Below are 22,798 nucleotides of genomic sequence, written 5' to 3' on the forward strand. Positions count from 1 at the left end.
GGCGGGTCAGACTCCCAGCGCCGCGGGCAGCTCGTCGAGCGAGCGGATGACGATCACCTCGGCCTGCGTGACCTCGGCCTCGGTGACGGGCACGCGTCGCGGCCCGGGCCGGTCCAGCCACACGCCGACCAGCCCGGCCTGGCGCGACGCGACCGCGTCCACGTCCAGCTCGTCGCCGACGTACGCCGTGCGCGCGGGCGCGGTGCCCAGGCGGCGGCACGCCTCGAGGAAGACGCGCGGGTCCGGCTTGCCGAATCCCAGGGTGTCGACCCCGACCAGCACCTCGAGCCGCTCCCCCAGGCCCGCGCGGGCGAGCTTGGTGGTCTGCAGGTCCTGGCGGGCGTTGCTCAGCGCGCCGATGCGGATGCCCGCGTCGAGCAGCCGCGCCAGCACGGGGTCCGCGTCGGCGTGCGCGGACCAGGCGGACGCGAACGCCTCGTCGAACAGCGCGGACCAGTCCCGGTAGCCCGCCTCGTCGAGCGCCGACCCGCCGAGCGTGGCGTGCAGCTCGTTCGCGCGCGTCCGGCGCTGCTCGTGGAACGTCAGCTCGCCCCGCGTGTAGGCGCGGTAGTGCTGCCCGGCGTCGGCGCGCCACAGTGCCAGCGCCCTGTCGACGTCGACGCCCGGCGCGTACCGCGCCAGCACCGTGGCGAGCGCGACACGGAACGCCGCGCGCGTCTCGACGAGCGTGTCGTCGATGTCGAACAGGACGCCGTCGACGGCTCTCACAGGGTCGCGCGCAGGGCGGCGACCCGCGCCAGCGTCGCGTCCTTGCCGAGGATCTCCATCGACTCGAACAGCGGCGGCGAGACGCGCCGCCCGGTCAGCGCCACGCGCAGCGGCGTGTACGCGAACCGCGGCTTGATGCCCAAGCCGCCCTCCTCCGCCGGGGACACGAGCGCGGCCGCGAGCGCCGTCTGCGTGGCGTCGGTCGTGAAGCCGTCGGCGGGGATCTCGCCGAGCACCTGCGCGGCACGGTCCAGCACGTCGGCCGACTCGGGGCGCAGCGCGGTGCGCGCGTCCTCCGCGACCTCGAGGGCGTCGTCGGCGACGAACAGGAAGCCGAGCATGCCCACGGCCTCGCCCAGCAGCGTCATGCGCTCCTGCACCAGCGGCGCGCCCGCGTCGAGCAATGCGCGGTGCTCGGCCGAGAGGTCCGCGTAGGAGTCCGCCGGCACCAGGCCCGCGTGGTGCAGGTACGGCACGAGGCGGTCCCGGAAGTCCTCGGGCGCCAGCATGCGCACGTGCGCGCCGTTGATCGCCTCGGCCTTCTTCAGGTCGAACCGGGCGGGGTTCGGGTTGACGTCGGCGATGTCGAACGCCGCGACCATCTCCTCGATCGAGAACACGTCCCGGTCGGGCGCGATGGACCAGCCGAGCAGCGCGAGGTAGTTGAGCAGGCCCTCGGGGACGAAGCCACGCTCGCGGTGCAGGAACAGGTTGGACTCGGGGTCGCGCTTCGAGAGCTTCTTGTTGCCCTCGCCCATGACGTACGGCATGTGGCCGAACTGCGGCACGACGGTCGCGACGCCCAGGTCCAGCAGCGCGCGGTAGAGCACCACCTGGCGCGGGGTCGACGACAGCAGGTCCTCGCCGCGCAGCACGTGGGTGATGCCCATGAGCGCGTCGTCCACCGGGTTCACCAGCGTGTACAGGGGGTGGCCGTTGCCGCGCACGATGACGTAGTCCGGCACGGACCCGGCCTTGAACGTGATCTCACCGCGCACGAGGTCGGTGAACGTCACGTCCTCGTCGGGCATCCGCATGCGGATGACGGCCTCGCGACCCTCGGCGCGGTAGGCGGCCTTCTGCTCGTCGGTCAGGTCGCGGTCGAAGCCGTCGTACCCGAGCTTCGGGTCCCGGCCGGCAGCACGGTGCCGCGCCTCGACCTCCTCCGGCGTCGAGAAGGACTCGTAGGCGTAGCCGCCGGCGACCAGGCGCGCGACGACGTCGCGGTACAGGTCCATGCGCTGCGACTGCCGGTACGGCTCGTGGGGGCCGCCGACCTCGACGCCCTCGTCCCAGTCCAGGCCGAGCCAGCGCAGCGCGTCGAGCAGCTGCAGGTACGACTCCTGCGAGTCGCGCGCGGGGTCGGTGTCCTCGATGCGGAAGACGAACGTGCCGCCGACGTGGCGCGCGAAGGCCCAGTTGAACAGCGCGGTGCGGATCAGACCGACATGGGGCGTACCCGTCGGGGACGGGCAGAAGCGGACGCGCACAGGGCTGCTGGCGGACACGGAGCACCTCGGGGCTGGCAGGAGTGGGATCGGGTCCAGCGTACCGAGCAGCCGGAACCCCGACGTCCTCCCGGTCGTTGGAGGAGGCATGCCCGGCTCGACCGCAGCACCCCCGTCGCCTCGTCACGCCCAGCCCGCAGCAGCAGCGGCGGTCCCGGACGGCGACGCACCGGGCGGCGCGGCGCACGACGTCGCCGAGGTGGTGCGTCGGCGGGCGGCGGCGCTGGTCACCGAGGACGTCGACGCGGGGCGTGTCGTCGTCGCCAGGGTGCGCGACGCGCAGCGCGACATGGCGCGGTTCCGCATGGTCTACGAGTTCGGCATCGAGGAGATGCTGACCAAGATCCGCGTCCTGCGCTCCGAGTTCCGCCAGACCCACGACCACAACCCGATCGAGCACGTCACGTCGCGACTGAAGTCCATGGACTCGATCCTCGACAAGACGATGCGCTACGGGTGCGCGAGCGACCTGCCGACCGTCCGCGAGCGCATCCGTGACATCGCGGGCATCCGCATCACCTGCAGCTTCGTGTCCGACGCCTACTGGGTCGCGGACATGCTCTCGGCGCAGCCGGACGTCGAGCTCGTCGAGCGCAAGGACTACATCGCGCACCCCAAGCCCAACGGGTACCGGTCGCTGCACCTCATCGTGCGCATCCCGGTGTTCCTGTCCGACCGCACCGAGCACGTGTACGTCGAGGTGCAGATCCGCACGATCGCCATGGACTTCTGGGCGAGCGTCGAGCACAAGCTGTCGTACAAGTACCGCGACGCGCTGCCGACGCACCTGCGCGACGAGCTGCTGGACGCTGCCGCGACGGCGGCCGAGCTCGACGCGCGCATGGGACGGCTGCGCGCCGAGGTGCAGGACCTCGGGACGGACGGCGCTGCGACACCCGCACCGTCGTCCCGCTGACGAGCACCCCGCTCCCGACGGCGCCCGGCCGGCACCGCGACGGGACGTCCGGCCGCAGGACCACGTCGCGGCCCCGCGGGGCCCTCGGAGGCTCACCCCACCGCATGGGCGTCGGCCGGTCGCCCGTCACTCGCGCCGGGGGCCCACACGGCCCCGGGCACGTCGCCGGGCAGCAGCGGGTTGCCGTGCCCCACGAACCGCTCGTCGCGCCCCCCACGCACGGACGCGCGGTAGTCGGCCAGCGCACCGAGGGCCCAGCCGGACAGCAGCACGATCGCGACGAGGTTGACGGTCGCCATGAGGGCCATGGCGACGTCGGCGAGCGCCCACACGGTCGTCAGCGCGAGCAACGAGCCGATGCCGATCGCCGCGAGCACCAGCGTGCGCAGGGCCGTCAGCGCCCGCCCGTGGATGCCGAGGTACGTGAGGTTGGTCTCCGCGTACGAGTAGTTGCCGAGCACGGAGCTGAAGGCGAACGTGAAGACCAGGACGGTCATGGGCAGCGCCGCCCAGTCGCCGAGCTCGTGGGTGACGGCGTCGGACGTGAGCGCCGCACCCGCGCTCGGGCCGGTCTCGCCGGGGACGTACACCGCGGGGCCCGCCGACAGCACGACGAACGCCGTCGCGGAGCACACCAGCATGGTGTCGACGAACACTCCCAGCGACTGCACCAGGCCCTGCTTGACCGGGTGCGACACGGTGGCCGTCGCGGCGGTGTTGGGGACCGAGCCCATGCCCGCCTCGTTGGAGAACAGACCGCGCTTGGTGCCGTTGAGGACCGCCGCGAGCAGCCCGCCGCCGGTGCCGGCCAACGCGCTGTCCAGCCCGAAGGCGCCCTCGAGGATCTGCCGCACCACGTCCGGCAGCGCCGGGAGGTTGAGCACGACGATGACCACGGCCAGCAGCAGGTAGGTACCCGCCATGAGGGGGACGACCACCTCGGCGACGCGTGCCACGCGGCGCACGCCACCGAAGAGCACGGGTGCCGCGACGATCATGAGGCCCACGGCGGTCCACGGCGCGGGCAGCTGGTGGTTCGAGGCGAGCGTGTCGGCGATGGTGTTGGCCTGCACCATGTTGAAGGCGAACCCGAACGTGACCACCAGCAGGACGGCGAACACCGCACCCCACCGGTACGACCCGAGCCCGCGCTGGATGTAGTACGCCGGACCCCCACGGTAGGTGCCGTCCGGCTGGCGCACCTTGAAGACCTGCGCGAGCGTCGCCTCGACGAGCGCCGTGGCCATCCCGACCGCGGCGACGACCCACATCCAGAACACCGCGCCCGGCCCGCCGAGCGTGAGCGCGACCGCGACACCGGCGATGTTGCCCGTGCCGACGCGTGACGCCAGGCCGACGGCGAAGGCCTGGAAGGACGAGATGCCACCGGCGGAGCCCGTCCGGGACGCGAACAGCTGGCGGACCATGGCCGGGAACAGCCGCACCTGCACGAACCCGGTGCGGACGGAGAACCACAGGCCCACGCCGACGAGCAGGTAGACGAGCCAGTACGAGTACAGGGCGTTCGTGAGCCAGTCGATCCCCACCTGCAGGTCCATGCCCGCCCCCGTCCGCGCCCCTCAGACCGAGGCTAGGTCGGTCCCGCGGGCGCGGCGAGGGCTGAGGGCCGCGCCGGGGCTACGGGGTGCGGCGCAGCACCGGGTTGCGCAGCACGCCGATCTCCTCGACCTCGACCTCGACGACGTCACGGTGCTCGATGCGTCCCACACCGGCGGGCGTGCCGGTGGAGATCCAGGTCCGCACACTCGCGACGGACCCCTGGGGCTGGCGCCGAGCACAGGTCGTCGCACGGGTACCACGGCGACGTGCGCGAGCACCCGCGCACCGAGCTGCTCGACGTCTGGATGGTCCGACCGCATGATGAGTGCCGCACGTCGACCGCCTCGGTCCGACCCGAGCGGGCCGGACCGGCCCCCGAGCGGAGACGCTGGGCCGGGAGGCGCCCCCGGACCGTCAGCGCGCCCCGCGGGTGGACGTGCGCACCACAACCCGCCACTGGTGCAGTGCCGGCAACCGGGTGGGCCGACCGAGTACCGCCCGCGCGCAGTCGGCACCCTGCTCGCGCAGCGACTGCGCCAGCGTGGTGAGACCGGCGGGGCCGGCTGCATCACGGTCGTCCCACCCCGTGACGGCGAGGTCGTCCGGCACCCGGACCCCGAGGTCGGCGGCGGCGCGCAGCGCCCCGAGCGCGAGCTCGTCGCTCATGGCGCCGATCGCGTCCGGCGGGTCCGCGCTCGCGAGCAGCTCGCGGGCGAAGGACTCGCCCGCGGCGACGCCGTTGACCGGGCATGCCGCCAGCCGGAGGTCCCCGGCCTCGTGGCCCTCGGACGTCCAGGCGTCGAGGAAGCCCTGCCAGCGGTGTCGGGTGACGGGGAACAGCACGTCCGGGACGTCCGTGCCGCTGACGAGCTGCCGAGAGCGGCCGCGGTCGAGCGGGAATCCCAGGACAAGGGGCCGCCGGGCCCCGGTGAACGCGATCCCCCCGATCGCTGCCGCCGCCGCGCGGTCGTCGATGCCGACCGTCTGCATCCCGGGTCGGTGCGGTCCGGCGTGGACGACCGCGGGCAGCCCGGTGTCCTCGACCGCGTCGAGGACGGGGTCGTCGTCACTCGTGGTCCAGACGATGAAGCCGTCGACCGCTGCCTGCGCGACCCTCACGACGTCCGTGGGCGCCCCGGTGGTCGGCACGAGCGTGAGGCCCACCCCCTCGCTCGCGCAGACCTCCGAGACGCCGGCGAGGAAGCGCGCCGCCTGGGGGTCGTCGAACGCGTAGCTCAGCCGCTCGCCGAGGACGACACCGAGGGAGCCGACCCGGCCGCGCGCGAGCGAGCGCGCTGCCGGATGGGGACCGGGATACCCGAGCAGGCGTGCGGCGGCGTGCACCTTGTCCGCAGCGTCCGCCGACACCCTGCCGGGCTGGGAGTACGCGTAGGACACGGTCATCGGCGAGACCCCGGCGGCGCGCGCCACCTCGCGCATCGTGGGCCGGCGTCTCGGGCTGTCATCTGCCCGGACCATGCCTCACACTCTACGTGTGTACCGCTACACAAAGCCGCACGCGCACCGCGCGTCCCGCCCGCCGGAGGGACTGCCTCCGGACGAGGCGGGCGGCTTCGTGCGGGACGCACCGACACTCCTCGCGTACGCGGCACTGGGGTGCTACACGTTCTGGCTGTACGCGTTCGGGCCCGCGGTGACCGTGCTCCGGGCCGAGCTGGGGTTCTCCTACTCGGTGCTCGGCCTGTACTCCGTGCTCTGGTCGGTCGGGGCGGCTGCCGCGGGCGCGGGCTTCGCCTGGGTCGCCCCCCGCGTCACGCGCCGCGCGCTGCTGTGGTGCTCGGCGCTCGGCGCCGTCCTCGCCGCGGCTCTGTTCACCCTGGGTCACGGCGTCCCCACCACGTTGGTCGCCGCCGCGGTGTTCGGGCTCGCGGGCACGATGCTGCTGACGGCGCTGCAGGCGATCCTCTCCGACCGTCACGGCGCCCGGCGGGGCCAGGCCCTCACCGAGGCCAACATCGCCGCCGGTGCCTCGGCCGTCATCGCTCCCCTGGTCCTGGGCGCCCTGGCGGCAGGCGTGCTGGGCTGGCGCGCGACGTTCGTGCTGCCGGCGGTGGTCCTCGCTGCGCTGTGGCTGCGGCACCGTCACGAGCCCTTCGCGGCCGACCCTCGCGACCGCACGACCAGGAGCGACGGGCCGCTGCCGCCGGCGTCCTGGGCCTTCGCCCTGCTCATGGCGCTCGGGTCCGCGATCGAGTTCTGCCTCGTGTACTTCGGTCCGCAGATGCTCATCGACATCGGGCTGTCGCCGGCGGCCGCGGGTACTGCTCTCGGTGCCAACTACCTCGGCATCCTCATAGGTCGGATGCTCGGTGCGCGGGTGACCCGACGGCCGGGCCGGAGCGTGGCGCTGCTCCACGCCTCCTTGGCGGTGACAGCCGTGGGCTTCTGCTTCTTCTGGCTGACGGACACGCCCGTCGTGGCAGTGGTGGGGCTCTTCGTCTGCGGAGTGGGGGTTGCCAACCTCTACCCGCTCGCGCTCGCCCTCACCCTCGACGCGGCACGAGGCGCCGAGGACCGCGCCAACTCGCGTTCACAGCTGCTCGTCGGCCTGGTCGCGGCCGCCTCGCCGTTCGTGCTCGGCGGCCTCGCCGACCGCTACGGGCTGACGGCGGCCTTCGTCGTCGAACCGGTGCTCATCGGCGCCAGCCTCCTGCTGCTGTGGGCCGGTCTGCGCGCCTCGCGCCGCGCGGACGGGAGGGCACTGTGACCCACCGCCCCTGCGACGTGACGGCCGAACCCCGGACGATGGACGCCCGCGGACGTCGCGGGTCCGTCCGGCGGGCCCGGCAGACGTGCCTGCCGGGCATCCCCGGCAACGGCTGGTCCTGCGGCAGGAAGGAGGCACAGGGGTACGGCCCCCTTCACTGAGCAGGCAACGGCGCCCGCTCTCTCGTGACCCCGAACCGGTGACGACGGGAGATGGTGCGTGATGATGCTGACTGTTCTCGATGTGGGCGGCACGTCACGGTGGCGCTGCTCCACCCGTCGAGCACCCCGGCCGCGCGACGCTCAAGGACATGCCCGGGGTCGTGCGGCGCCTGGTCGACCTCCCCCACGACCCCGGGCTGAGGTCCGAGCTCGGCGGGCGCGCGCGAGCGGCTGCTCTCGAGCGGTACAGCATGGACCGGCTCGTGAAGGACTACGAGGCGGTCGTCCGGGGCCGGTGACGTGGCCGCACGTCATCCGGCGCCAGGACGCCACGACCGGCTCAGCCCCGGCGCAGCACCGGGTTGCGCAGCACGCCGATCTCCTCGACCTCGACCTCGACGACGTCACGGTACTCGATGCGCCCGACGCCCGCGGGCGTGCCGGTGAGGATGACGTCGCCGGGCAGCAGCGTGAAGACCTCGGAGACGTACGACACGAGGTACGCCACGTCGAAGACCATCTGCGACGTGCGGCCGTCCTGCCGGGCCTCGCCGTTGACGCGAGCCGTCACCGCGAGGTCGTCGACGTCGAGGCCGGGCACGACCCACGGTCCCAGGGGGCAGGACGTGTCGAAGCCCTTGGCGCGGGTCCACTGGTCGTCGGACCGCTGGATGTCGCGCGCCGTCACGTCGTTGGCCACGGTGTAGCCGAACACGTGCTGCAGGGCGCGCTCGGGCGTGACGTCCTTGGTGACCTTGCCGATGACGACGGCCAGCTCGGCCTCGTGCTCGACGTGCTCGGTCCAGTCCGGCAGCACGATCGGGTCGTCCGGGCCGATCACGGACGTGTTGGGCTTGAGGAACAGCAGCGGCGACGTGGGGACGTCGTTGCCGTGCTCCGCGGCGTGCGCCGCGTAGTTGCGTCCCACGCCGACGATCTTCGAGCGCGGGATGACGGGAGCGAGCAGGCGCACCCCGTCGTCGTCGAGCTTGACGCGCTCCCCCGTCGGCTGCACCGGCGTGTAGATGGGGTCGCCCGTGATGACGACGAGCTCCTCGTGGCCGGGCTCGCCCTCGACGAGCGCGTAGCGGGGGTCGGAACCGTTGGTGAACCTGGCGATGCGCACGGGCCCAGCCTAGGTGCTCCGGGCCCGCGGCCCGTGCCCGCTCAGGCGCGGGCCAGCACCTCGCCGTGCGGCACCATGAACCAGCCGTCGGGCGACGTGCCCCACTCGCGCCACGCCTCGGCCAGGAGCTCGAGGGCGACCTCGTCGGCGAGGCGGTGGTCCATCGCCTGGACGGCGAAGTCGGAGGTCACGCAGCGGTCGGCCCACAGCGTCGCCCACCACGTCCGGTCCTCCGGGGTGGCGTAGCACCAGACGCCGGCGCCGGGCGCGATGCCCGCGGCGTCGAAGCCGGCCTGGCGCACCCACGACAGCAGACGGCGTCCGGCGTCCGCCTCGGCGCCGTTGGCCGCCGTCACCTCGTGGTAGAGCTCCTGCCACTCGTCGAGGCCGGGGTGGGCGGGGTACCAGGTCATGCCGGCGTAGTCGGCGTCGCGGACGGCGACCACACCGCCCGGGCGCGTCACGCGCTTCATCTCGCGCAGCGCGGCGACGGGGTCGGTGAGGTGCTGCAGCACCTGGTGGGCGTGCACGACGTCGAAGGTGTCGTCCTCGAACTCCAGCGCGTACGCGTCACCGACCTGGAAGCGCGCGTTCGTCGCCCCCTTCTCGGCGGCGTGCTCCGTGGCCACGGCGAGGACGGCGGCCGACCGGTCGACGCCCACGACCTCACCCGGCGCCACGCGCGCGGCGAGGTCGACCGTCACGGTGCCCGGACCGCAGCCCACGTCCAGCAGCCGCTGCCCGGGGGCGAGCGCGGGCAGCAGGTAGCCGGCGGAGTTCTCGGCCGTGCGCCACCGGTGCGAGCGCAGCACGCTCTCGTGGTGGCCGTGCGTGTAGACGTCCTGGGTCCGCGTGGTCACACCGGCACTGTAGGCGCGGTCGTACCGATTCGACCAACAGCCGGGACGGATGAGGTCACATCCTGAGAACCCCTGCCGCGGCCGCGCGGCCGCGGCACGTCTAGCATGCGCAGATGCGACGCATCGTGGGCGTGGACACCGCGCGGGGGGTCGCCGTGCTCGGCATGGTCACGGCACACGTCGGCCCCGGGGACGCGTGGCGCACCCTGCCGCCCGGCGGCTGGGCGCAGCTCGCCGACGGCCGCCCGTCCGCGCTGTTCGTCCTCCTCGCGGGGGTGGGCCTCGCCCTGCTGTCGGGCGGTGCCGACGCGGTCGACGGCACCCGGCTGGTGCAGGCGCGGCTCCGCATCCTCGTGCGCGCGGTGCTGCTGGTCGTCCTGGGGACCGCGCTGGTCCTGCTCGAGACGCCGGTCGTCGTGATCCTCGTGGTGTACGCCGGGCTCTTCGCGGCGGGCGTCGTCGCGCTGCGGTGGCCGCGGTGGGCGCTGGTGGTCGCCGCCGTGCTCGTCGCCCTCGTCGGTCCCCCGCTGCGGCGGGGCCTGGCCGGCTGGGTGGAGGTGGTCGACGCGCGGCCGCTCGACCTGGTGACCGTGCTCGTCGGGCAGTACTACCCCGCGGTGGTCTGGATCGCGTACGTGCTGGTGGGGCTCGCGGTGGGCCGCAGCGACCTGCGCTCCGGCCGCACGCACGCCGCGCTGGCGCTGTGGGGTGCCGCGCTGGTGCTGCTCGGTCACGGCGGCGCCTGGGCCGCACGCCTGCTGCTGGGCCGCGTCACCGAGCTGACCACGGCCGAGCCGCACTCCTCCACCCTGTTCGAGGTCGCCGGCAACACCGGCACCTCGCTGCTCGTGCTCGCGGCGTGCCTGGCCGTCGGCGTCCGGTGGCCGCGGGCGCTGGCACCGGTGTCGGCGACGGGCGCGCTGGCCCTGACCGCGTACACCGGGCAGCTGCTGGCCATCGCGGTGCTGGGCGACGAGGTCGTGTGGCAGGCGACCACCGCGGGCTGGGTCGCGTTCCTGCTCGTCACGGTCGGGCTGTGCTGGCTGTGGCGGGCGACGCTGGGCCGCGGGCCGCTGGAGCTGCTGCTGCACGTGGTGTCGGTGCGCGCGGCCGACGTCTCCCCGGACGTCCTCCCGCCGCGACGCACCCCGACGGACGTCCCGGCCCCGGGAGCGCCGACCCCGACGACGACCGCGCCCTCGCCCGACTGAGGCACCGGCCCGACCTGCGGTCCGGAGCGGGGGCGCCGTCGGCTCAGAGCGGGTCGAGGATCCGCTGCAGGAACCGCCGCGTCCGCTCCTGGCGCGGCTCGACCAGCACGTCGTCGGGCCGCCCCTCCTCGACGACGACCCCGCCGTCCATGAAGACGACGTGGTCGGCGACCTGCCGCGCGAACCGGATCTCGTGCGTGACGACGACCATCGTCCAGCCCTCGGCCGCCAGGTCGCGCATGACGGTGAGCACCTCCCCCACGGTCTCGGGGTCGAGCGCCGACGTCGGCTCGTCGAACAGCAGCAGCCGGGGCCGCAGGGCGAGCGCCCGCGCGATCCCGACGCGCTGCTGCTGGCCGCCGGACAGCTCGTGCGGGTAGGCGTCCGCCTTGTCCGCGAGCCCGACCTTCGCGAGCAGCGCCGTCGCCTCGGCCGTCACCTGCGCCGCGGGCCGGCGCTGCGCGTACAGCGGCCCCTCGGTCACGTTCTGCAGGGCCGTGCGGTGCGGGAACAGCTCGTGCGACTGGAACACCATGCCCGACGTGGCGCGCAGCCGGCGCAGCTCCGCGCGGGAGGGTCGACGCGCGAAGTCGACGGCGACGTCGTCGATCCGCACCGTGCCGACCTCGGGGACCTCGAGCGAGTTGAGGCACCGCAGGAAGGTCGTCTTGCCGGAGCCGGAGGGACCGAGCAGCACCGTGACGCTGCCGCGGCCGACGCCCAGGTCGATGCCCTGCAGCACGTGCAGCGCACCGAACGACTTCGTCAGCCCGTGCACCTCCACCAGCGGGCGGTCGTCACTCGTCATCGCGTCCCCCACGTCAGTGCGCCACGAACCGGTCGAGGCGGCGCTCCAGCCGGGACTGCGCCGTCGACAGCACCAGGCAGATCAGCCAGTAGATCACCGCGGCCAGCGAGTACAACGTCATGAACTGGTACGTCGGGGCCGCGATCTCCTGCGCCTTGCGCAGCAGCTCGGTGACCATGATCGTCGAGGCCAGCGACGTGTCCTTGACCAGCGAGATGAACGTGTTGGACAGCGGCGGGACCGCGACGCGCACCGCCTGCGGCAGGACGACGCGCTGCAGGGTCAGCCGATGGTCCAGCCCGACGGTCGCCGCCGCCTCCCACTGCCCCTTCGGCACGGACAGGATCGCGGCACGGATCGTCTCGGCCGCGTAGCCGCCCACGTTCAGCGAGAACGCGACGACCGCCGACGGGAACGGGTCGATGACCAGGCCCAGCGACGGCAGCGCGTAGAAGATGATGAACAGCTGCACCAGCAGCGGCGTGCCGCGGATCAGCGAGATGTAGGCGCGGGCGACCCCGGACACCAGCCGGCGCCGCGACAGCCGCGCCAGCGCGACGACCAGCGCCAGCGCCAGCCCGAGGACGAACGAGATCAGCGTCAGCGGGATCGTCCCGCGGATCGCACCGGACAGCAGCGGCCCGATGGACGAGACGACGAGGTCCCAGGTGTCCCCGTTCACGCCGGCTCCACCGGCCGCGACGCGGTCACTGCGAGACGTCCTCGCCGAACCACTTCTCCGAGATCTGCGCGAGCGTGCCGTCCGCGCGGAGCGTCGCGAGCGCCTCGTCGACCTGTGCGGTGAGGTCGGAGCCCTCGCGCAGCGCGAACGCCTGCTCGACGGTGTCCCCCGTCTCGAACGCGATCCTGACCGACTCGTCGCCCGACTGCTTCAGGTAGTCCAGCACGGCCAGGTCGTCGTTGAACGTCACGTCGACGCGTCCCTGCTGCAGCAGCGCGACCGCCTGGGTCAGCCCTTCGACGGCCTCGACCTTCGCACCGGCGTCCGTCGCGATCTGCGACCAGTTGGACGTCGCGGACTGCGCGGCCGTCAGGCCCGAGACGTCGGCGAGCGAGGTGACCGCGTCGTTGTCGGCCGCGACCACCGCGACACCCGTCGACACGGTGTACGGCTCGCTGAAGTCGTACGTGGCGCGGCGCTCGTCGTTGACCGTGACCTGGTTGGCGATGACGTCGTACCGCTCCGCCTCCAGACCCGCGAAGATCGAGTCCCACGTCGTCTCGGAGAACTCGACCTCCAGACCCAGCTCCTCGGCGACCGCCGTGACCACCTCGACGTCGTACCCGGTCAGGTCGCCGTCCGCGTCGTGGAAGCTGAACGGCGAGTACGTGCCCTCGGTGCCCACGCGCAGGACACCGGACGACGGGCCGCCCTCACCCGCCTGCTCCCCCGACGAGCAGGCGGCCAGCACCCCGACGACGAGGACGACGGGCAGGACCAGCAGGCGGCGCAGGGGGCGGGACATGAGTGACCTTTCGGACGGGTGCAGCGCCCCCGACCGTGACGGCGGGGCGAGAGCTGCGGGAGTGGCCGGGAGACCGGCGAGGGGTGGACGACCGGGCGTCCGGTGGACCGCGGGGCGGTCGGGAGGGACCAGTGGTCCGGCTGGCGAGGCGGTGCTCAGCGACAGCGACAACGACGACACGCGGCAGCGAGCGCGGTGCGCGGTGCCGTGGTCATGCGGGCGACCCTAGCACCGGCCCCGGCCCCGGTACCGGCCCCGGCGCCCGACGTCACGGCCAGACCAGGCCGCGCGACCAGCCGCCCTCGCAGCTGCGGTAGACGACCCGGGCGTGGGCGCGGTCCAGGCTCCCCTGCCAGAACTCGATGACGTCCGGCACCACGAGCCACGCCTGCCACGTCGGGAGCACGAAGCCGGGGTCCTCGTCGATGCGGGCGCGGGAGCGGGCCATCGCGTCGCGCAGGTCCGTGACCGAGGCCAGCTCGCGCCCCGGGCGCACGCTCGCGGCAGCCGCGCGGGAGCGCGGCGAGCGCGCCAGGTAGTCCTCGGCCGACGCCTCCTCGCCGAGGAACCGCGCGGCACCCGAGATGCGCACCTGCCGCACCACGGGCTGCCACCAGAAGGTCAGCGCCGCCTGCGGGTTCACCTCGAGGTCCTCGACCTTGGCGCTGCGCGCGTCGGTGGCGAACGCGAACCCCTCGGGTCCGACGTCCTTGAGGACCAGGACGCGCGCGGAGGGCTGCCCGGCGACGTCCGCGGTGGACAGCGTCGCGGCGTGCGGCTCCGGGACGCCGCGGCTCAGGGCGGTGGTGAACCAGTCGACGAACAGCTCCAGCGGGTCGTCCGGAACCGCTTCCGCGTCGAACGCCGGTGCGGTGCCGGACAGGGCGGGCAGGGACCGCAGCAACTCGCGCACGACGACACCCTGCCGGGCGGCCCGGACGACGGCAAATGCACGCGACCTACGCTGGGGCGGTGGACCCCCGACCCCACCCGACCGTCACCGTGCTCGACGCGGCGCGGTGGCGTGCCCGCGCCGACGCGCACGCCGCGCGGGCCGACGAGCTGACCGCGGGCCACCGCGCGCGGCGCTCCCGGCACGAGAAGCACGCGATCGAGGACTTCCTGTTCGAGTACTACCCGGCCACCCCCGGGCAGCTGCGTCGGTGGCACCCCGGCGCAGGCGTGGCGCTGGCACCGGGGCCCGACGGACCCGCGCCCCAGGGCGCCTGGCGCTGGTACCGCACCGACGACGACGGCACGGTGGGCCTCGACCTGGCGGCATTCCTCGACGCGCGGGGGGACACCGTGCGGTTCGTCACCGGCCTGCTGGACGCCACCGCGTCCCGGCCCGCGGCGACGGGGTGCTTCGGCCTGCACGAGTGGGCGATGGTCTACCGCGAGCCCGACGGCGAGCACCGGCACTCCCTGCCCCTGCGCCTCGGCGGGGCCGGGACGGACGCGGTGGTGGAGGGGCACCGCATCCGGTGCACCCACGTCGACGCGTTCCGGTTCTTCACCCCCGAGGCCGTCGGGCGCAACACGCTCGTCCCGACGCGTGAGACGCAGACAGCGATGGAGCAGCCCGGCTGCCTGCACGCCAACATGGACCTGTACAAGTGGTCGCTCAAGCTCGGCCCGCTGGTCCCCGGTGAGCTGCTGCTCGACTGCTTCGAGCTGGCCCGCGAGATCCGCACCACGGACATGCAGGCCAGCCCCTACGACGTGACGTCGTACGGGCTGGAGCCCGTCGCCGTCGAGACGCCCGAGGGCAAGGCGGAGTACGTGCGCCGCCAGCGGGACCACGCCGAGCGGGCGAACGTGCTGCGCCGCCGGCTCCTGGCGTCGGTCGCCGACGTCCTCACGCCCGCCGGCTGACCCGGCCCGGCGGCCGTGAGCGGCAGCGAGCGGCTGCCGTCGTCCCCGGCGTGCCCCGTCCTCAGCCGGCCCAGTGCTCCCGGAGGGCCGCGGACGACCGCGGGTCGTCCTGCACGCGGTGGCCCGCACCGTCGAGGACGAGGTGCAGCGCCCCGAGCGCGACGAGCGCGGCCGCGGTCTCCTCGTAGAGGCGGCTCCACCCACCGGTGACGACCAACGTCCTGACCGGCAGGCCCTGCCGCAGGCCGACGCCCCAGGGTGGTCGCAGCACCCGCAGGCGGGCGACGCGGGCCTCCAGCTCCTCGTCGGGCAGGTCAGGGGGTGGCGTCCCCGTGCCCGCCGCGAACCGCCGCGAGAACTCGTGCGCCGACACGGCCGGGTCGTCGGCGACCGCGAACACGGGCGTCATGGCCGTGATGTGCTCCTCGACCGACGGCGCGCCGCGCGCCAGGTCGAAGCACGCCGGCTCCAGGAGCGCGAGCGACCGGACCAGGGCGGGCTCGGTCTGGGCGGCCAGCACGGCGGCGTTCGCACCGTACGAGTGGGCGACGACGTGCCCACCGCCGCGACCACGGAGCCGGCCGAGAAGACGGCCGGCGTCCCGGGCGGCGTCGTCGGCCGCCCCCTCCCGCGGCAGGAACAGCCAGCCGGGCTCGGCGACCGCCGCCTGCCGGGGCCAGGCGTGGGCGCCTTCCCTGCCTGCTCCGTGCACGAACACGACATCCATGGCAGGCATGATGCCGCACTTCCCGCCGCTCAGGCCGGTGCCGCGAGCAGGTGCAGGGAGACGACGGGCGGCGTCGGCGAGCCCACGGGGTCCGCGACCACGCTCACCTCGCCCGCGCCCGGCACGACCGGCAGGTCCACCGTGCGCAGCCCGCCCGGCGCGCCGACCGCCAGCACCCCCACCTCCTCGTCGCCCCACAGCACGCGGGCACGGCCGGGCTCGGCCAGGTACGTGACCCTCAGGGTGGTGGCGCGCCCGCCCGGGTCGGCCAGGCGGTAGCCGAACCGGTCGCGCGTCGCACGCCAGTGCCGGCCGTCGCGCGCACCGGTCCAGGCGTCGGCACCGCGGAACCCGTGGTCCGTCTCCGGCTGCTGCTGCCCGCACGCCACCGCGTCGAGCGTGCGGGCCGCCAGGCCCAGCTGCTCGTCGTCGAGGGCGGCGAGCGCGGTGCGCCGCGCGGGGACGTCGGCGACGTCGGGGACGACCGGCAGGTAGATCGTGTACCGGGCGTCGTGCAGGGTGGGGAACGGCTCGAGCACCACCGGCCCGTCGGCCCCGCGGTCCAGCACGAAGGTGCCGTCCCCGCGCGGGCGCAGGGCCGCGGCCAGGTCCTCGTCCGACCCGACCAGCAGGGGCGCGGCGGCCAGCGGGCGGAGCGGGCCGTGCGCGACGTGCCCCATGCGGGCGTCGTCGGCGCGCAGGCCCACCAGGTCGTCGGCGTCGCCGCGGACGGCGAGCACGACCGGGCCCCACCGCAGCGCGACCCAGCCGTCGTCCCCGGGCAGGCGCTCGGCCGCCGGGCCGGCCACCAGGCGCCAGGTCACCTGCTCACCGCCGTGCCACGTGCGGCGCACGGTGACGTAACCCTCGCGCTCGCGCACCGGCGCGACGGGCTCACCGTCGACCGTCAGCACGACGTCCTCGACCGCCCAGCCCGGGCGGCGCACGTGCAGCGCGAGGTCGGTGGGCGTGCCCACGTCCACGGTGAGCGTCACGTCCGTCGTCGGCGTCGCCGCGGGGTAGTCCGAGGCGAGCCGCACGCGCACACCGCGCTCGGCCCAGTCCAGCGTCGAGGGCACCGGCAGGTTCACCAGCAGCTCGTCGCCGGCACGCGCGTACGCGAGCTCCCCGAGCCGGGCGTACGTCTCCAGCGCCGTGCCCACGCAGCACCACATGCAGGCGTCGCGCGTGGAGTAGACGCGGTAGTGCCCGGGCCGTGCGGGGGTGAAGTACACGAACCCGCCGTCGGGGTGCTGCGCGGACAGGACGTGGTTGACGAGCTGGCGCTCGGCCGCGTCCAGCAGCGTGACGTCGCCCGTCAGCGCGTAGAGCCGCCGCTCGACCTCGAGCATGTTGGCCGTGTTGCACGACTCCGGACCCTCGCGGTGGGTGACGTGGGCGCGGGCGTCGGGCGTGAAGTGCTCCGCCACCGAGTTGCCGCCGAACGCGAGCGTGCGGTGCGCCAGGACGGTCCGGACGAACGCCGCCGCGGCATCCGCCTCCCCGATCGCCGGCCACCCGACGACCTTGGCGACCTGCGTGTTGGCGTGCAGGCCGTCGAGCGCGTCACGGCCCTCGCGCAGGGGGGCCAGCAGCGACGCGTCGGCGAACCGGCGCGCGAGCGCGGCGTACCGCGGGTCGCCCGTGAGCTCGGCCAGGTCGCCGTACGCCTCGCACATGCCGCCGAACTCCGTGCGCAGCATGCGCGCGAACGCGGCGTCGTCGAGGCGGTCGGACAGCGCGACGCCCCAGTCCCCCAGCCGGACGGCGGCGGCGCGCGCCCGGGCGGCGGCGTCCACCGGGGCGTACCGGGCCGCGTCGATCAGCCCGGCGTACGTCTTGTGGACGTTGTACCAGGGCACCCACGCACCCCCGAGGTCGAACGTGCCGGCCTGCGCACCTCCCGACGCGACCGACTCCCACAGCGCCACGCCGCCGGGCACGCCGCCGACGTAGCCGGTGCCGAGCGCGTCCTGGCAGGCGACGAGCCCGTCGACGAGCGACCGGGCCAGGTCGGCCGCGCGCTCGTCGCCCGTCGCCGCCCACTGCAGGGCCGCCGCGGACAGGGCGTGCCCGCCGATGTGCCCGTCGAGCCCGATGGACTCCCAGCTGCCGTACGGCTCGGCTCGCGTCGGCAGGCCGGCCTCCCGCCGGAACGGCGCCAGGAGGCGGTCGGCATCCAGGCCGACGAGGTAGCGCAGGGCCGCGCGCTGCGCCGCGGCGAACGGCCCGTCCGTGAGCCGCACGGCGGTCAGCGGGAACGGCACGACGGCCGGCGTGCCGCCGGACGGCGCCCCCGACGACGGTGCACCGGGCGCAGGCGAGGGCGGGACGGAGGACGACGCGGCGACGGTGCTCACGGCCACAGCCTGGCACCTCGTCCCCGGTACGCACGAGTCCGGAGATCGATTTCACGGACGGCCCCCCGACGCCGCCCGCCCGTGGCAGCATGCCCCCATGAGCACGCACGCCCGCCCGACGCTGCTGGACGTGGCGCACGCCGCCGGCGTCTCGCGCGCCACGGCGTCGCGCGCGCTCGCCGGGCGGTCGAGCGTGGACCCGGTGCTCGCGCAGCGCGTGCGGGACGCGGCGGACGCGCTCGACTACCGCACCAACAGCGCGGCCCGCGCCCTGCGCAGCGGCGCGACCGGCTCGGTGGCCGTGGTGGCTCCCAGCAGCGAGCTCGAGGGGCAGGGCGGGCCGTTCGTCGGCGCGCCCCTGCGGGGGGCCACGGCCGTGCTGTTCGCGCGGTCCGTGCAGCCGGTCCTGCTCCTCGACGACGGGCGTGACCGCGCCCCGCTGCTGCGGTACCTGGCGGGCGGGCACGTCGACGCGGCGGTCGTCGTGCTCCAGCGCGAGTCGGAGCCCCTCTTCGCCGAGCTGGGCCCGCTGCCCGTGCCCGTCGTCTTCGTCGGCCGCCCCACCGCCGCCATGGACGACGCCCTGACCTCGGTGGACAGCGACAACTACGGCGGCGGCCGGATCGCGGCACGCGCGCTGCTGGAGGCCGGACGGCGGCGGCTGGCCACCATCGCCGGCCCCGGAGGCTACGCCCCCGCCGACGACCGCACCCGCGGGTTCCGGGACGAGCTGGCCGCATGGGGCGTCGCACCCGGGCCCGTGGTCCACGGGTCGTTCTCCATGTCGTCGGGGGCGTCGGCCGCGGCGTCGGTGCTGCGCCGTGACCCGCACGTGGACGGCGTGTTCGCGGGCTCCGACCTCATGGCGCTCGGTGCGCTGCGCGTGCTGGAGGCCGGGGGCCGCCGGGTGCCGGACGACGTCTCCGTCGTCGGGTTCGACGACACCGTGGTGGCGCAGACGTGCGACCCGCCGCTGACGTCGGTGCGCCAGCCGCTGCGCGAGCTCGGTGAGCGCGCGGCCGAGCTGGTGCTGGACACGCTGGACGACCCGACCGCGCCCGCGCAGCACGTGCTGCTGCCCACGACGCTCACGGTGCGCGAGTCCGTCTGACCCCCTGGCCAGGGGCGACCGCACGGGGTAGCGTCCTGAGAGATCGATCTCTCACCGATGCGAGATCCCCATGGGAAGGCTCCACGTGAAGCAGGCTCTGGTGGTCCGGGGCGGCTGGGACGGGCACGCGCCCGTCGCCGCGACGGACATGTTCATCCCCCACCTCGAGGCGACGGGGCACGCCGTCCGCGTCGTCGACACCCCCGAGGTGTACGTCGAGGACGCGATGGCCGACGTCGACCTGATCGTGCAGTGCTACACGATGGGCGAGGCGTCCGGCGAGGCCGTGGCCGGGCTCCGCAGGGCCGTCGCGGCCGGCACCGGCCTGGTCGGCTGGCACGGCGGCATCGCCGACTCGTTCCGCAACAGCTCCGACTACCTGCAGCTCATCGGCGGGCAGTTCGCCACGCACCCGTCCAAGCACCCCGACGAGTGCCACGGCGACCAGTCGGACAACTACCTGCCCTACACGGTCGACATGCTCCCGGCCGCCGCCGACCACCCGGTCACCGCGGGGATCGAGTCGTTCGAGCTCACCACCGAGCAGTACTGGGTGCTCACGGACGACCTCAACGACGTCCTGGCCACCACCACGCACCCCGCACCGCCGTGGCACCCCTGGCACCGCACCATCACCTGCCCGGCCGTCTGGACGCGGCAGTGGGGCGCGGGCCGCATCTGCGTCGTCACGCCCGGCCACAGCGTCGACGTGCTCGAGCACCCCAGCGTCCGCACGATGATCGAGAGGAGCATGGTGTGGGCGAGCCGCTGAGGGTCGGCGTCGTCGGCTGCGGCGTCATCTCGAACGCCTACCTGACGACCGCCGCGACCGCGCCGGACCTCGAGATCGTCGCCGTCGCCGACCTGGACCGCGCCCGCGCGGACACGACCGCGCAGCGCCACGGCGTCCGCGCGCTCGACCTGCCGGACCTGCTCGCGCACGACGACGTCGAGTGGGTCCTGGACCTGACGACACCCGCGGCGCACGAGGAGGTCGCGCTGGCGGCCATCTCGCACGGGCGGTCGGTCTACAACGAGAAGCCGTTCTGCGCGACGGTCGAGCAGGCGCAGCGCGTCCTCGACGCAGCCACGGCGGCCGGCGTCGCCCTGGGCGGGGCGCCCGACACCGTGCTCGGCACCGGGGTGCAGACGGCACGTCGCGTGGTCGAGTCCGGCGCCCTCGGCCGGCCCGTCGCCGCCACGGCCACCATGGCCTGCGGCGGTCACGAGGCGTGGCACCCGCAGCCGGACTTCTACTACGCACCCGGCGGCGGGCCGCTGCTCGACATGGGCCCGTACTACCTTTCGACGCTCGTGCACCTGCTCGGCCCGGTCACCGCGGTGCAGGGCGTGGCGACCCGGCCGCGCACCCACCGCACCATCGGCCAGGGGCCCCGCGCCGGCGAGCAGGTGCCCGTGGACGTCGCGACGCACGTGACCGCGCTCGTCGAGCACGCGTCGGGGGCCGTGACCACGCTGGTCATGAGCTTCGACGCCCCGGCGTCCCTCGCCCGCCCGATCGAGGTGCACGGCGAGGAGGGGTCGCTGCTGGTCCCCGACCCCAACCGGTTCGACGGCGACGTGCAGGTGCACGCGCGCGGCGACCAGTGGCGCACGGTGCCGCCGTCGGCCGGCTACACGAACGCCGGACGGGGCGCCGGGCTGGTGGACGCCGCCCGCAGCACCGACCGGCGCACCACGCGCGCGTCGGCGGACGTCGCGCTGCACGTGCTCGACACCATGCAGACGGTGCTGCGTGCCGCCGACACCGGCACCCGCCTGCCCGTCGCCAGCACCTGCGTGATCCCGTCCCTCGTCCCGCTCGCGGACCTGACCACCCCGGGGAGCCCCGACATGACCGCACCCGCACCCAGCGCCCGGGCTGCCTCGTGACCGCCGGCCGGCTCGGCGTCGGCATGGTCGGCCACGCGTTCATGGGCCTGGCCCACTCGCACGCCTGGCAGACCGCGCCCCGGTTCTTCGACCTGCCGCTGCGACCCGACCTCGCGGTCGTCGCCGGGCGCGACGCGCAGCGCACCGCGGCGGCCGCCGAGCGGCTCGGCTGGCGCTCGTCCACGACCGACTGGCGCACGCTGCTCGGCCGCGACGACGTCGACCTGGTCGACATCTGCACGCCGGGCGACACGCACGCGGAGATCGCGATCGCCGCGCTCGAGGCGGGCAAGCACGTGCTGTGCGAGAAGCCGCTGGCCAACTCGGTCGCGGAGGCCGAGGCGATGGTGGCCGCGGCCGCGGCCGCGCCCGGCCAGGTCGCGATGGTCGGGTACTCCTACCGCCGTGTGCCCGCGATCGCGCTGGCCCGGCGGCTGGTCGCCGAGGGACGCATCGGCACCGTCCGGCACGCGCGCGGACTGTACCTGCAGGACTGGCTGTCCGACCCCGCGACGCCGCTGTCGTGGCGGCTCGACAAGGCCACGGCCGGGTCGGGGTCGCTCGGCGACATCGGCGCCCACGTGATCGACCTCGTGCAGTTCGTCACGGGCGAGACCCTGACGGGTGTGTCGGCGCAGCTCGCGACGTTCGTCACCGAGCGGCCGGTCGCAGCGGAGTTCGGCGGGCTGTCGGGGGTCGGGGACGCGAGCGGCGCGACCGGTCCGGTCACGGTCGACGACGCGGCGGTGTTCACCTCACGTCTGTCCGGCGGCGGGCTCGCGCTGTTCGAGGCGACCCGGTTCGCGCTGGGGCGGCGCAACGCCATCCGCGTCGAGATCAACGGCACCGAGGGCTCGCTCGCGTTCGACTTCGAGGACATGAACGTCCTGCACGTGTACGACGCGCACGACCCGGCGGGCCTGCAGGGCTTCCGGCGCGTGTACGTCACCGAGCCCGAGCACCCGTACACGGGGAGCTGGTGGCCCACCGGCCACGGCCTGGGCTACGAGCACGCGTTCACGCACCAGGTCGTCGACCTCGTCGAGGGCATCGCCGCCGGCACGCACCCGGCGCCGACCTTCGCGGACGGCCTGCAGGTGCAGCGCGTGCTCGACGCGGTCGAGCGCTCGGCCGCCGACGACTGCCGCTGGACGCCCGTCGGGCCGTGACGGGACCCGCGGGAGCCACCCGGCCCCGCGGCGGAGCAGGGCGGCGGCCGGTCAGCGACCGACCGCCGCCCCCGCCCGCACGTCGTCGACGCCGCGGTTGGCCAACGCGTCCGCGCGCTCGTTGCCCGGGTCCCCGGCGTGGCCCTTCACCCAGACCCACGTGACGTGGTGGCGCTGCACCTCGGTGTCGAGTGCCTGCCACAGCTCCTTGTTCTTCACGGGCTTCTTGTCACCGGTGAGCCAGCCGTTGCGCTTCCACCCCGGCAGCCACTTGGTCAGGCCGTTCATGACGTACGTCGAGTCGACGTGCAGGGTCACCAGGCACGGCCGCCTGAGCGCGCGGAGGCCCTCGATGACGGCCGAGAGCTCCATGCGGTTGTTCGTGGTCGCGGCCTCGCCGCCCCACAGCTCCTTCTCCTGGTCGCCGAACCGCATCCAGGCCCCCCACCCCCCGACGCCGGGGTTGCCCTTGCAGGCGCCGTCGGTCCACATCTCCACGCGGGGCAGGTCGTCGGTCTCGCTCACGCGGACACGGTACTTCGCCGCGCGGCGGCGCGGCGCTCGGCGGT

At 74.6% G+C, this 22,798-nt stretch carries 23 protein-coding genes; 9 read left to right on the top strand and 14 right to left on the bottom strand.

All coding sequences use genetic code 11. The features are described 5' to 3' along the window. Window positions 1–6: 6 nt before the first annotated feature. Together J1G43_RS13520 and gltX are read right to left on the bottom strand one after the other, a co-directional pair. The gene (locus tag J1G43_RS13520) at window positions 7–729 is read right to left on the bottom strand and encodes an HAD family hydrolase (RefSeq protein WP_207370857.1); all 723 of its coding nucleotides are present in this window, start codon (window positions 727–729) and stop codon (window positions 7–9) included. After that, window positions 726–2,237 (bottom strand): glutamate--tRNA ligase, encoded by a 1,512-nt coding sequence (gene gltX, locus J1G43_RS13525; protein WP_207370858.1) that lies wholly within the window; start codon window positions 2,235–2,237, stop codon window positions 726–728. Before gltX ends, J1G43_RS13520 begins: the two co-directional genes overlap by 4 nt. Window positions 2,238–2,325: 88 nt before the next feature. Between gltX and J1G43_RS19405 the strand changes: the two genes are divergently transcribed. Next, window positions 2,326–3,153 carry a GTP pyrophosphokinase family protein gene (locus J1G43_RS19405; protein ID WP_207340739.1) on the top strand — a complete coding sequence of 276 codons (828 nt, stop codon included), beginning with the start codon at window positions 2,326–2,328 and terminating at the stop codon, window positions 3,151–3,153. A gap of 92 nt (window positions 3,154–3,245) precedes the next feature. Here J1G43_RS19405 and J1G43_RS13535 read toward each other — a convergent pair whose 3' ends face one another. From J1G43_RS13535 to J1G43_RS13545, 3 genes are all read right to left on the bottom strand, one after another. Next, window positions 3,246–4,712, bottom strand: a complete 1,467-nt coding sequence (locus J1G43_RS13535; protein ID WP_207378629.1) for a sodium:alanine symporter family protein — start codon at window positions 4,710–4,712, stop codon at window positions 3,246–3,248. Between the two features lie 79 nt (window positions 4,713–4,791). Further along, window positions 4,792–4,917, bottom strand: a complete 126-nt coding sequence (locus J1G43_RS13540) for a fumarylacetoacetate hydrolase family protein (RefSeq protein ID WP_372437918.1) — start codon at window positions 4,915–4,917, stop codon at window positions 4,792–4,794. Window positions 4,918–5,127: 210 nt separating this feature from the next. Continuing rightward, window positions 5,128–6,192, bottom strand: coding sequence for a LacI family DNA-binding transcriptional regulator (locus J1G43_RS13545; RefSeq protein WP_307859596.1), 1,065 nt, complete (start codon window positions 6,190–6,192; stop codon window positions 5,128–5,130). A 16-nt stretch (window positions 6,193–6,208) separates the two neighbouring features. Here J1G43_RS13545 and J1G43_RS13550 point away from each other — a divergent pair, with 16 nt between their 5' ends. Both J1G43_RS13550 and J1G43_RS13555 read left to right on the top strand, forming a co-directional pair. Further along, window positions 6,209–7,441: a sugar MFS transporter gene (locus J1G43_RS13550; protein WP_207370860.1), complete on the top strand. Its 1,233-nt coding sequence runs from the start codon at window positions 6,209–6,211 to the stop codon at window positions 7,439–7,441. Between the two features lie 310 nt (window positions 7,442–7,751). Continuing rightward, complete coding sequence (locus J1G43_RS13555) at window positions 7,752–7,901, top strand: glycosyltransferase (RefSeq protein WP_207370861.1); 150 nt, start codon at window positions 7,752–7,754, stop codon at window positions 7,899–7,901. A 41-nt stretch (window positions 7,902–7,942) separates the two neighbouring features. Here the strand turns inward: J1G43_RS13555 and J1G43_RS13560 are convergent, their stop codons facing one another. Continuing rightward, on the bottom strand, window positions 7,943–8,728 hold the full coding sequence (locus J1G43_RS13560) for a fumarylacetoacetate hydrolase family protein (protein ID WP_207370862.1): 786 nt from the start codon (window positions 8,726–8,728) through the stop codon (window positions 7,943–7,945). A gap of 41 nt (window positions 8,729–8,769) precedes the next feature. Then, window positions 8,770–9,588 carry a methyltransferase domain-containing protein gene (locus J1G43_RS13565; RefSeq protein ID WP_207370863.1) on the bottom strand — a complete coding sequence of 273 codons (819 nt, stop codon included), beginning with the start codon at window positions 9,586–9,588 and terminating at the stop codon, window positions 8,770–8,772. 113 nt (window positions 9,589–9,701) lie between these two features. On the opposite strand from J1G43_RS13565, the gene J1G43_RS13570 reads away from it, so the two are divergent. Next, the gene (locus tag J1G43_RS13570) at window positions 9,702–10,799 is read left to right on the top strand and encodes a heparan-alpha-glucosaminide N-acetyltransferase domain-containing protein (RefSeq protein WP_207370864.1); all 1,098 of its coding nucleotides are present in this window, start codon (window positions 9,702–9,704) and stop codon (window positions 10,797–10,799) included. Between the two features lie 43 nt (window positions 10,800–10,842). Here the strand turns inward: J1G43_RS13570 and J1G43_RS13575 are convergent, their stop codons facing one another. The 4 genes from J1G43_RS13575 to J1G43_RS13590 form a co-directional block, all read right to left on the bottom strand. Continuing rightward, window positions 10,843–11,607 carry an amino acid ABC transporter ATP-binding protein gene (locus tag J1G43_RS13575; protein WP_278186654.1) on the bottom strand — a complete coding sequence of 255 codons (765 nt, stop codon included), beginning with the start codon at window positions 11,605–11,607 and terminating at the stop codon, window positions 10,843–10,845. Between the two features lie 13 nt (window positions 11,608–11,620). Then, window positions 11,621–12,289, bottom strand: coding sequence for an amino acid ABC transporter permease (locus J1G43_RS13580; RefSeq protein WP_207340744.1), 669 nt, complete (start codon window positions 12,287–12,289; stop codon window positions 11,621–11,623). Window positions 12,290–12,314: 25 nt separating this feature from the next. After that, window positions 12,315–13,094: an amino acid ABC transporter substrate-binding protein gene (locus J1G43_RS13585; RefSeq protein ID WP_207370865.1), complete on the bottom strand. Its 780-nt coding sequence runs from the start codon at window positions 13,092–13,094 to the stop codon at window positions 12,315–12,317. Between the two features lie 268 nt (window positions 13,095–13,362). Beyond that, the gene (locus J1G43_RS13590; protein WP_207340746.1) at window positions 13,363–14,007 is read right to left on the bottom strand and encodes a pyridoxal 5'-phosphate synthase; all 645 of its coding nucleotides are present in this window, start codon (window positions 14,005–14,007) and stop codon (window positions 13,363–13,365) included. 35 nt (window positions 14,008–14,042) lie between these two features. Between J1G43_RS13590 and J1G43_RS13595 the strand changes: the two genes are divergently transcribed. Continuing rightward, window positions 14,043–14,969: a 3-methyladenine DNA glycosylase gene (locus J1G43_RS13595; RefSeq protein WP_207800586.1), complete on the top strand. Its 927-nt coding sequence runs from the start codon at window positions 14,043–14,045 to the stop codon at window positions 14,967–14,969. Between the two features lie 61 nt (window positions 14,970–15,030). Here J1G43_RS13595 and J1G43_RS13600 read toward each other — a convergent pair whose 3' ends face one another. Together J1G43_RS13600 and J1G43_RS13605 are read right to left on the bottom strand one after the other, a co-directional pair. Beyond that, on the bottom strand, window positions 15,031–15,696 hold the full coding sequence (locus J1G43_RS13600; RefSeq protein ID WP_207370866.1) for an alpha/beta hydrolase: 666 nt from the start codon (window positions 15,694–15,696) through the stop codon (window positions 15,031–15,033). Between the two features lie 29 nt (window positions 15,697–15,725). Beyond that, a complete protein-coding gene (locus J1G43_RS13605; protein ID WP_207378630.1) occupies window positions 15,726–18,056 on the bottom strand; it encodes a beta-L-arabinofuranosidase domain-containing protein in 2,331 nt (776 codons plus the stop codon). Window positions 18,057–18,153: 97 nt separating this feature from the next. Between J1G43_RS13605 and J1G43_RS13610 the strand changes: the two genes are divergently transcribed. The 4 genes from J1G43_RS13610 to J1G43_RS13625 all read left to right on the top strand — a co-directional run bounded on the left by J1G43_RS13610 (window position 18,154) and on the right by J1G43_RS13625 (window position 22,229). Continuing rightward, a complete protein-coding gene (locus tag J1G43_RS13610; RefSeq protein WP_207340750.1) occupies window positions 18,154–19,167 on the top strand; it encodes a LacI family DNA-binding transcriptional regulator in 1,014 nt (337 codons plus the stop codon). A gap of 70 nt (window positions 19,168–19,237) precedes the next feature. Then, the gene (locus tag J1G43_RS13615; protein WP_207340751.1) at window positions 19,238–19,939 is read left to right on the top strand and encodes a ThuA domain-containing protein; all 702 of its coding nucleotides are present in this window, start codon (window positions 19,238–19,240) and stop codon (window positions 19,937–19,939) included. Further along, window positions 19,924–21,060: a Gfo/Idh/MocA family protein gene (locus J1G43_RS13620; RefSeq protein ID WP_207378631.1), complete on the top strand. Its 1,137-nt coding sequence runs from the start codon at window positions 19,924–19,926 to the stop codon at window positions 21,058–21,060. The genes J1G43_RS13615 and J1G43_RS13620 overlap by 16 nt, the downstream gene beginning before the upstream one ends. Before the next feature lie 23 nt (window positions 21,061–21,083). Then, window positions 21,084–22,229: a Gfo/Idh/MocA family protein gene (locus J1G43_RS13625; protein ID WP_207378643.1), complete on the top strand. Its 1,146-nt coding sequence runs from the start codon at window positions 21,084–21,086 to the stop codon at window positions 22,227–22,229. Window positions 22,230–22,280: 51 nt separating this feature from the next. On the opposite strand, the gene rnhA is transcribed toward J1G43_RS13625, so the two are convergent. Continuing rightward, window positions 22,281–22,721, bottom strand: coding sequence for a ribonuclease HI (gene rnhA, locus J1G43_RS13630; RefSeq protein WP_207340825.1), 441 nt, complete (start codon window positions 22,719–22,721; stop codon window positions 22,281–22,283). Between the last annotated feature and the right edge of the window lie 77 nt (window positions 22,722–22,798).

Source organism: Cellulomonas sp. zg-ZUI22 (assembly GCF_017353535.1).
GTDB classification, from domain to species: Bacteria; Actinomycetota; Actinomycetes; order Actinomycetales; family Cellulomonadaceae; genus Cellulomonas; species Cellulomonas wangleii.

Excerpts from the sequence above, each read along its gene's own strand:
- J1G43_RS13595 (WP_207800586.1), top strand. The coding sequence starts at position 14,043 with ATGCACGCGACCTACGCTGGGGCGGTGGACCCCCGACCCCACCCGACC.
- J1G43_RS13535 (WP_207378629.1), bottom strand. The coding sequence starts at position 4,712 with ATGGACCTGCAGGTGGGGATCGACTGGCTCACGAACGCCCTGTACTCG.
- J1G43_RS13615 (WP_207340751.1), top strand. The coding sequence starts at position 19,238 with ATGGGAAGGCTCCACGTGAAGCAGGCTCTGGTGGTCCGGGGCGGCTGG.
- J1G43_RS13570 (WP_207370864.1), top strand. The coding sequence starts at position 9,702 with ATGCGACGCATCGTGGGCGTGGACACCGCGCGGGGGGTCGCCGTGCTC.
- J1G43_RS13585 (WP_207370865.1), bottom strand. The coding sequence starts at position 13,094 with ATGTCCCGCCCCCTGCGCCGCCTGCTGGTCCTGCCCGTCGTCCTCGTC.
- J1G43_RS13545 (WP_307859596.1), bottom strand. The coding sequence starts at position 6,192 with ATGGTCCGGGCAGATGACAGCCCGAGACGCCGGCCCACGATGCGCGAG.
- J1G43_RS13575 (WP_278186654.1), bottom strand. The coding sequence starts at position 11,607 with ATGACGAGTGACGACCGCCCGCTGGTGGAGGTGCACGGGCTGACGAAG.
- J1G43_RS13600 (WP_207370866.1), bottom strand. The coding sequence starts at position 15,696 with ATGGATGTCGTGTTCGTGCACGGAGCAGGCAGGGAAGGCGCCCACGCC.
- J1G43_RS13610 (WP_207340750.1), top strand. The coding sequence starts at position 18,154 with ATGAGCACGCACGCCCGCCCGACGCTGCTGGACGTGGCGCACGCCGCC.
- J1G43_RS19405 (WP_207340739.1), top strand. The coding sequence starts at position 2,326 with ATGCCCGGCTCGACCGCAGCACCCCCGTCGCCTCGTCACGCCCAGCCC.
- J1G43_RS13555 (WP_207370861.1), top strand. The coding sequence starts at position 7,752 with ATGCCCGGGGTCGTGCGGCGCCTGGTCGACCTCCCCCACGACCCCGGG.
- rnhA (WP_207340825.1), bottom strand. The coding sequence starts at position 22,721 with ATGTGGACCGACGGCGCCTGCAAGGGCAACCCCGGCGTCGGGGGGTGG.
- J1G43_RS13625 (WP_207378643.1), top strand. The coding sequence starts at position 21,084 with ATGGTCGGCCACGCGTTCATGGGCCTGGCCCACTCGCACGCCTGGCAG.